Genomic DNA, 7782 nt, shown 5'->3' with positions numbered 1-7782 from the left:
GCACCGCGATGCCGCGCGCCGCGCAGCGTTCCGCCCAGGGCGCGGGCGCCGCCGGCCGGGCGTCCACGACCCGCTCGATCCGTACGCCCGCCTCGGCCAGCTCGAGCGCGGCGGGATAGGCGCTGTCGTTCGTCGTGCAGACCACCGCCCGCCGGCCGGGCAGGACGGCGTACTGGTTCAGGTACGTCCGAGCCGCGTGGGCCAGCATGACGCCGGGGAGGTCGTTGCCCGCGAACAGCAACGGACGCTCCTGCGCGCCGGTCGCCAGCACGACGTGCCGCGCGCGCAGCTGCCACAGCCGCTCGCGAGGCCCGCCCGGGGCGGGACGGTCGAAGCGCTGGGCCGCGACGAGGTAGTGGTGGTCGTAGTATCCGAGCACGCTGGTGCGGGAGAGCACCCGGGTCTCGGGGTGCCGGGCCAGCAGCCGGGTGGTGCGCCGGACCCAGTCCAGGGCGGGCCGGCCGTCGATCGTCTCGGTGGCGCCGAGCAGACCACCGCCCGGCTCGGTCTGGTCGTCGAGCAGCAGCACCCGCGCGCCGGTGCGGGCGGCGGCGTGGGCGGCGGCGAGGCCGGCGGGTCCGGCGCCCACGACGAGCACGTCGCAGTGTGCGTGTACGGCGTCGTACCGCTCGGTGGTCCCGGTGGCGCCTGGCCCGGGCTGGTCCAGCCGGCCCTTGCCGGCGGCCAGCCCGCTGGCGCGCAGCCCCTCGTACAGGGGGGTCACCGTGGCCTGGGTCATCGGCTGAGCGGCGGCGCCGGCCGAACCGGCCACCCGCACGAGCGCGTTCGGCTCCTCCGTGCCGGCGGCGAGGATGCCGCGCGGGCGACCGTACAGGGTGCTGGTGGCGACCCGGTGCACGCCGTTGGCGAGCAGCGCGGAGGCGAGGGTGTCGCCGGCGTAGCCGACGTACGAGGCGCCGTCGAAGGTGAAGTGGAGCGGCTGGGAGCGGTCGATGAGCCCGCCGGAGGGCTGCCGGTGTGTGTTCATGAGGGCGTCACCGGCGCCCGCTCGCCCATCCGGTAGCCGCCCCGCACCTCGTGCGTGACGGTGTGCCGCAGGACGTGGAACCAGCGGCGGCAGCCCGCCGCGTGGCACCAGCGCTCGCTGAACCAGCCGCGCGGGTTGTCGCGTACGAACAGGTAGTCGCGCCACGCCTCGTCGCTCAGCGCGGTCGGCTCGGCCGGGTACGCGACATGGGCCTGGCCGCCGCAGCGGAACTCCACCTCGTCGCGCTCCCCGCACCAGGGGCAGGGAATCAGCAGCATCGGTCACTCTCCTGTGCCCGAACGGCTCGGGCTGGCTCGGCGGTCGGGCGGTCGGTCGGTCAATCGGCCAGGTGGCCAGGTGGCCAGGTGGCCAGGTGGCCAGGTGGCCAGCGGCGTGCGGTCGTACGGACTCAGTGCGCCACCGCGGCGGCTCCGTGCTCGTCCACCAGCGCGCCCGTGGTGAAGCGCTCCAGCGCGAAGGGCGCGGCCAGCGGATGTGGCTCGTCGTGCGCGATGGTGTGGGCGTACGCCCAGCCGGCGCCCGGGGTGGCCTTGAAACCACCCGTGCCCCAACCGCAGTTGAGGTAGAGGCCGGCCACCGGCGTGCGGCCGAGGATGGGCGAGGCGTCCGGGGTGACGTCGACGATCCCGCGCCAGGTGCGCAGCACCCGGGCCTGCGCGAAGATCGGGAAGAGCTCCAGCGCCGCGCTCATCTGCTCCTGGATCACGTGGAAGGCGCCGCGTTGTCCGTAGCTGACGTACGGATCGACTCCCGCGCCCAGCACCAGCTCGCCCTTGTGCGCCTGACTGACGTAGACGTGCACCGCGTTGGACATCACCACGCACGGGTGCACCGGCTCGAGCAGCTCGGAGACGAGCGCTTGTAGCGGGTGGCTCTGCAACGGCAGCCGCAGGCCGGCCATCCCGGCGAGCAGGCTGGTGTGGCCGGCGGCGGCGAGCGCGACCCTGCCGGCGGCGATGGGCCCGCGGCTGGTGCGTACGCCGGTGACCCGGTCGCCGACCGTGTCGATGCCGGTGACCTCGCAGTTCTGGATGAGGTCGACGCCCAGCGCGTCGGCGGCCCGGGCGTACGCCCAGGCCACGTGGTCGTGTTTGGCGATGCCCGCACGGCGTTGCAGGGTGGCGCCGAGCACCGGGTAGCGGGCGTCCTCGGAGACGTTGAGGATCGGGCAGAACTCGCCGACCTCCCGCGGGGTCAGCCACTCGGCGTCCACGCCGTTCAGCCGGTTCGCCTCCACCCGCCGGGTGCCGTCGCGCACGTCCTGGAGGCTGTGCGCCAGGTTGAGCACGCCGCGCTGGCTGAAGAGGATGTCGTAGTCCAACTCCTCGGACAGGCCCTCCCACAGCCGCAGCGCGTGGTCGTAGAGGCCGGCGCTCTCGTCCCAGAGGTAGTTGGAGCGGATGATGGTGGTGTTCCGGGCCATGTTGCCGCCCGCCAGCCAACCACGTTCCAGCACGGCGATGTTGCTGATGCCGTGGTTTCTGGCCAGGTAGTACGCGGTGGCCAGGCCGTGGCCGCCGGCTCCGACGATGACCACGTCGTAGGACGGCTTGGGGTCCGGGTTACGCCACAGCTCGGTGGGGTGCTGCTGTGCCGGGGGTACTGCGGGCATGGGCGGACCTTCCTGTCGACCGAGCCGGAGGGGCAGGCGCTCGGGCGGGTCGGGCGGGTCGAAGGCGTACGGACTGGCGTACGGGAGCCGAACGCGGAACGGCTCGGCGCAGGTCAGGCGTGGAACAGCCGCCGGTCAGCCGGCGTTGGCGGCACCCGGCGGGCACGCCGACGGCAGCGGCAGCGAGAACGGCAGTGGCAGCGGCAGGCGCTGGAGATCTCGCGTTCGTCGTACGCGGCGGGCGGTCGCGGGCGAGATGACGATTCGGCGCACGGTGCATCCCCACCATCCGGGAGAAGGGGCAGGAGAGGGAGTACGTAACCCAATGGGTTTCAGGTAGCGCAACACGTGGCCCTATATGCAACAGGGCCGCGACCGCGAGTATGGCGGTTGTCACTGCGGGGATGTCAAGCCCCGAAAGGGTGAGGGGTATTGGCGCTCGGGACGCCCGTCGTCACAGGCGTCACGGCGACCTCCGGCACCGCGGGAGTACACCCGGGACGTACCTCTGCCGGTTCCCCGCACACGGCCCGTGCCACTCCCGCGAACGAGTGAGACGCGGCGCGCGAACCGGTCAGCCGAGCCGCTTCATCCGCCGGCCGATCTCCTCGGCGCCAGCGGCTATCGAGCGCGCCACCGCCGGGAACAGCCGAGGCGGCAACCGATAGGACGGCCCGGAGATGCTCAGCGCCGCGACCACCGCGTCCCCGACGCCGTGGACGGGGCACGCGATGGCGTTCAGCCCGACCTCGTACTCCTCCGCGGTGCTGCCCCAGCCGCGCTCCCGCACCTCGGCCAGCTCCGCGCGCAGCTCCGCCGCGCCGGCGAGCGTGTGCCCGGTGAACCGCTCCAGCCCGCGGGCCAGCACGGCGTCCACCGTGGCCACCGGCTCGTACGCCAGCAGGACCTTGCCGCTGGAGGTGGCGTGCAACGGCGTCTGCTGGCCCACCCAGTTGTAGGCGCTGATCGAGCCGAGCCCGCGCACCTGGCTGACGTGGATGGCCTCGGTCCCGTCGATGACCGCGAGGTTGACCCCCTCGCCCAGTTCCTCGGCCAGGTCCCGGCAGACCCGCCGGCTCTCCCGGGTGATGTCGAGCTGCGCGCTGGCCGCTCCGCCGAGGCGCACGATGCCGTGCGCCAAGCGGTACTTGCCGCGGTCCGCGGCCTGCTCGACCAGGCCGCGCTGCTCCAGCGCGAGGGCCAGCCGGAACGCGGTCGACTTGTGCACCCCCAGCTCCTCGGCGAGGTCCGTGGCGCCGAGTTCCTCGTGCCGGGCGAGCAGCCCCAGAATCGTCACCGCCCGGTCCACGGACTGCACGGCCGTGGAGCCACCGCCCGAACCACCGCCGCCCCGGACCGCCTTGCGCCTGTCGTCGCTCATAACGAAAAGGTAGCCGCCCGCAGGGCCGTCCCGCTTGACAACCGACCCTCGCCCGCCCCACCTTTGTTGCGCATAGTCAATTAGGTTGCACTATGCGGAACGCACACTGGTACGAACAGCACGTCCTCTCTCGCGTCCTTCGCGTCTTTCGCGTCTCAGCGACCAGCAAGCGCAAGCCAGCACGTCCCCGACGTGCCGCACGTGCTCCACACGCCCCACCCGTACGGCATCCGAACCCGTTCGCGTGCCGTCGGCTCGCCGTATCGCTCCCCACACATGTCAGATCCGCGGAGTCGTCCAGCCCCGCCCGTGTACGGAGGAACAGCCATGGAGCAGAGCGAGACCCTGACCCGGTCGGACGTCGTCGTCCAGGTCTGCCACCTGAACGAGTTGCCGCCCGGCGAATCCATCCGCGTCGAGGGCCCGGGGGGTGTGGAACCCCTGGCGGTCTTCAACGCGGACGGCGAGATCCACGCCATCGACGACACCTGCACCCACCAGGACGCCTCGCTGGCGGACGGCTGGCTCGAGGGCTGCACGGTGGAGTGCCCGCTGCACGCCGCCTGCTTCGACCTGCGTACGGGCATGCCCAGCGGACCACCGGCCAAGCGCCCCGTACGCACGCACCAGGTGGAGATCGCGGACGGCGTCATCCGGGTGCGTGTCGCGGTCGCCGCGGTGACCGCGTGATCCGCTCGGTCGCCGTCGTCGGAGCGTCCCTGGCCGGTCTGGCCGCCGCCAGGGCGCTGCGCGACCAGGGGTTCGACGGGCGGGTGACGCTGGTCGGCGACGAGCCGCACCGGCCGTACGACCGTCCGCCGCTGTCCAAGGACTTCCTGCTCGGCCGCGCCTCCGCCGAGGAGTTGGCGCTCGGCACGGAGGCGGACGACGCCCTCGACCTCGACTGGCGCCTGGGCTCCCCCGCCACCGCGCTGCTTCCGCACGAGCGCCGGGTGCGGCTCGCGGACGGCGGCGAGGTGTCGGCGGACTCGGTGGTGCTCGCCACCGGCGCCCGCGCCCGTAACCTGCCGGGCTTCGCCGGGCGCGGCGGGGTGCACACGCTGCGCACCCTGGAGGACGCCCGCGCGCTGCGGGAGGAACTCCGGCCGGGTGCCCGGGTGGTGGTCGTCGGCGCCGGCTTCATCGGGTCGGAGGTGGCGTCCACCGCGAAGGCGGCCGGCGCCGAGGTCACCGTCGTCGAGGCGCTGCCGGTGCCGCTGGCCGGACCGCTGGGGCCGACGATGGGCACGGCCTGCGCGGCGCTGCACGCGGACCACGGGGTACGGCTGATCTGCGGGGTGCCCGTACGGGAACTGCTGGGCCAGCCCCGGGTGACGGCGGTACGCCTGGCGGACGGTCAGGAACTCCCCGCGACGGCCGTGGTGGTCGGCGTCGGGGCGGAACCGAACGTCGGCTGGCTGGCCGGCTCCGGGGTGACCGTCGACGACGGTGTCCGCACCGACGCCGCGTACGCCACGAACCTGCCCGGGGTGGTGGCGGTCGGCGACTGCGCGGCCTCCTACCGCGCGAGTACGGGGCGGTACGTACGCACCGAGCACTGGACGGACGCGCTGGAGGCGCCGCGCACGGCCGTACGCACGCTGCTCGGTGGGGGCGCCGGCCCGGCGGCCGGAGACGACGGGCGACGGCGCGCGGCGGTGCCGTACTTCTGGTCCGAACAGTACGGCGTGCGCATCCAGTTCGCCGGACATCGCGGCGCGGAGGACGAGGTGCGGGTCGAGGCGGGCGATCCGGCGGACCGCTCTTTCCTCGCCGTGTACGAACGCGAGGGGCGGGCCACGGCCGTACTGGGCGTCAACCGGCCCAAGGAGTTCACCAGATGGCGACGGGCGCTGGCCACGACGGGCTCGGACTCCGGGCCCGCCTCGGGCTCGGGCTCGGGAGAACAGGCCGCCGCCGTACTCTGAGCGCGTCGGGTGCGGACGGGGCGGGACGGGGCGGGGCGGGCGCGAGGGCACTCCCGGACCGGCCCCGACCGCCCGTCACTCCGGCGGGAGGTACCCGAGCAGCCAGGAGATCTTCTCCGCGGCGGCCACCACCTCCTTCGCCGCGTCCGGCAGCCGCTGGGCGGTCAGCCGGTACGCCGGCCCGGACGCGCTGAGCGCGAAGGTGACCGAACTGTCCGCCTCACAGACCGGGGCGGCGACGGCGTTGAGCCCGATCTCGAACTCCTCGTGCGCGAAACCGTAGCCCTGCCGGAAGATCGTCGACAGCTCCTCGCGCAGCGCCTCCGGGTCGCACAGGGTCGCCGCGGTGTACCTCTCCAACGGCTCCTCGAGCGCTTCCGCCTGCTCTCGCGAGTCGGCGTACGCCAGCAGCACCTTGCCGCTGGAGGTGGCGTGCAGCGGGGTCCGCCGACCGATCCAGTTCTGCGTGATGACCGCGGCGGGGCCTGGCACCTGCACGATGTTCGCCGCGCCGCCGCCCTCGTAGACCGCGAGGTTGACCGTCTCGCCGACGTCCTCCGCCAACTGTTCGCACACCGGGGTCGCGACCTGGAGCGGATCGGGCTGGGTACGGTTCGCGCCGCCCAGCTTGATCAGTGCGAAGCCGAGCCGGTATCGCCCGCGCTGCTCCTTCTGCTCCACCAGGCCGCGCGCGGCGAGCGCGCCCACCAGGCGGAAGGCCGTCGACTTGTGCACCCCGAGTTCGGTGGCGATCTCCGTGATACCCGCTTCGTGCCGGCGCGCCAGGATCTCGAGTACGGTCACCGCCCGGTCGACGGCTTGCACCGAGGTAGCGGGCCGTTCACCCGACGTGTTGCTCATAGAGCAACCATAGTGTCAGGGGCGCGCCGAGGAGCGTGCCGTGCCCGTGCCGACGTACCCGCCCGTACGTGCGGGTGTCCACGACGGGTCCGCCGATCCGCTTCGGGCGGAGTGTGGGCGCCCCGTGTCGTCAAGTACAACCGTCCCGAGGCGGATCGGCCCGGGAACGGTCAGAAGGTCGCCGTGAAGCGGTACGCGTGATGGTCGGAGCCGAAGCGCTTGAGGCGCTTCACCTTGGAAGTCCGCACGGTGTCGGTGGCGTACGACTGGTCGATCGGCACGCCCTTGGCGCCCTTGACACGGATGTACTCGACGTTGGCCGGAAGTTTCAGCGCCTTGTGCCGGTTGAAGTCGCCGACCAGGAAGATCGGCAGCTTCGGGTGCTTGCCGTGCTGGTTCTTGATGACGGTGCGGAGCTTCTTCGCGTGCTTCAGCCAACGCCCCTGACGGTCCGGGTGCTTGCTCCAGGCACCGGAGATGAAGTGGGTGTTCATGACGATCAGCCGCTCGTCCGTCTTCCGGTGCTCCAGGAGGGCCCAGGTGACGTAGCGGTTCGGGGTCACCTTGGCCTCGCCCTTGTGCGTCAGCACGGCATGGCCCCGGACGAACGTGAACTTGTCCTGCCGCCAGGAGATCGGCACCGCCCGCGCCGGCTTCTTCTTCGGGATGAAGTGGTTGTACCGGGGGAGCTTGTTCTTCAGCCGCTTCCGGTCGGCCGGGTCGTTCATCTCCTGCCAGCCGATCACGTCGCCGATCGGCTTGAACGCCGCGGCGCCCCTCAGCACGTTGTGCGTACCGACGTCCATCGTGACGGCGGCCCGCGTGTCGGAGGACTCGCCGGCCTCCTGCCCCGGTGCGGCGTTGGCCGTCACAGCGTCGGCCGTCACGGCGGAGAGGGTCAGCACGCCGGCCAACGGGACCGCCACGGCGCCGGCGAGTCTCTTCGTACGCTGTCTCATCAGGGTCTCCTCACTCTGGACTCAGTCTGCTC

General features: G+C 72.7%; 6 protein-coding genes and 1 pseudogene. 2 read left to right on the top strand and 5 right to left on the bottom strand.

Annotated features, from left to right (window positions below):
* From AN216_RS03435 to AN216_RS03420, 3 genes and pseudogenes are all read right to left on the bottom strand, one after another.
* Window positions 1-1266 (bottom strand): annotated as a pseudogene (locus tag AN216_RS03435) (sarcosine oxidase subunit delta); the annotation flags it as partial.
* Window positions 1267-1397: 131 nt separating this feature from the next.
* A complete protein-coding gene (locus AN216_RS03425; RefSeq protein WP_070195086.1) occupies window positions 1398-2621 on the bottom strand; it encodes a sarcosine oxidase subunit beta family protein in 1224 nt (407 codons plus the stop codon).
* A 574-nt stretch (window positions 2622-3195) separates the two neighbouring features.
* Window positions 3196-4002 (bottom strand): IclR family transcriptional regulator, encoded by an 807-nt coding sequence (locus AN216_RS03420; protein WP_070195085.1) that lies wholly within the window; start codon window positions 4000-4002, stop codon window positions 3196-3198.
* A gap of 327 nt (window positions 4003-4329) precedes the next feature.
* Between AN216_RS03420 and AN216_RS03415 the strand changes: the two genes are divergently transcribed.
* Both AN216_RS03415 and AN216_RS03410 read left to right on the top strand, forming a co-directional pair.
* On the top strand, window positions 4330-4692 hold the full coding sequence (locus tag AN216_RS03415; protein ID WP_070195084.1) for a bifunctional 3-phenylpropionate/cinnamic acid dioxygenase ferredoxin subunit: 363 nt from the start codon (window positions 4330-4332) through the stop codon (window positions 4690-4692).
* Entirely contained in the window at window positions 4692-5930 is a 1239-nt protein-coding gene (locus AN216_RS03410; RefSeq protein WP_070195108.1) for an NAD(P)/FAD-dependent oxidoreductase, read from the top strand. Before AN216_RS03415 ends, AN216_RS03410 begins: the two co-directional genes overlap by 1 nt.
* 75 nt (window positions 5931-6005) lie before the next feature.
* Here the strand turns inward: AN216_RS03410 and AN216_RS03405 are convergent, their stop codons facing one another.
* Together AN216_RS03405 and AN216_RS03400 are read right to left on the bottom strand one after the other, a co-directional pair.
* Window positions 6006-6791, bottom strand: coding sequence for an IclR family transcriptional regulator (locus tag AN216_RS03405; RefSeq protein WP_070195083.1), 786 nt, complete (start codon window positions 6789-6791; stop codon window positions 6006-6008).
* Window positions 6792-6961: 170 nt separating this feature from the next.
* Window positions 6962-7750, bottom strand: coding sequence for an endonuclease/exonuclease/phosphatase family protein (locus AN216_RS03400; protein ID WP_079166209.1), 789 nt, complete (start codon window positions 7748-7750; stop codon window positions 6962-6964).
* Between the last annotated feature and the right edge of the window lie 32 nt (window positions 7751-7782).

It is taken from the genome of Streptomyces oceani, from assembly GCF_001751245.1.
In the GTDB taxonomy this organism is placed as follows: Bacteria; Actinomycetota; Actinomycetes; order Streptomycetales; family Streptomycetaceae; genus Streptomyces; species Streptomyces oceani.
Note: the sequence above shows the minus strand (reverse complement) of the source record. Positions and strands in the feature narration are given on the sequence as shown.

Excerpts from the sequence above, each read along its gene's own strand:
- AN216_RS03415 (WP_070195084.1), top strand. The coding sequence starts at position 4,330 with ATGGAGCAGAGCGAGACCCTGACCCGGTCGGACGTCGTCGTCCAGGTC.
- AN216_RS03425 (WP_070195086.1), bottom strand. The coding sequence starts at position 2,621 with ATGCCCGCAGTACCCCCGGCACAGCAGCACCCCACCGAGCTGTGGCGT.
- AN216_RS03405 (WP_070195083.1), bottom strand. The coding sequence starts at position 6,791 with ATGAGCAACACGTCGGGTGAACGGCCCGCTACCTCGGTGCAAGCCGTC.
- AN216_RS03400 (WP_079166209.1), bottom strand. The coding sequence starts at position 7,750 with ATGAGACAGCGTACGAAGAGACTCGCCGGCGCCGTGGCGGTCCCGTTG.
- AN216_RS03420 (WP_070195085.1), bottom strand. The coding sequence starts at position 4,002 with ATGAGCGACGACAGGCGCAAGGCGGTCCGGGGCGGCGGTGGTTCGGGC.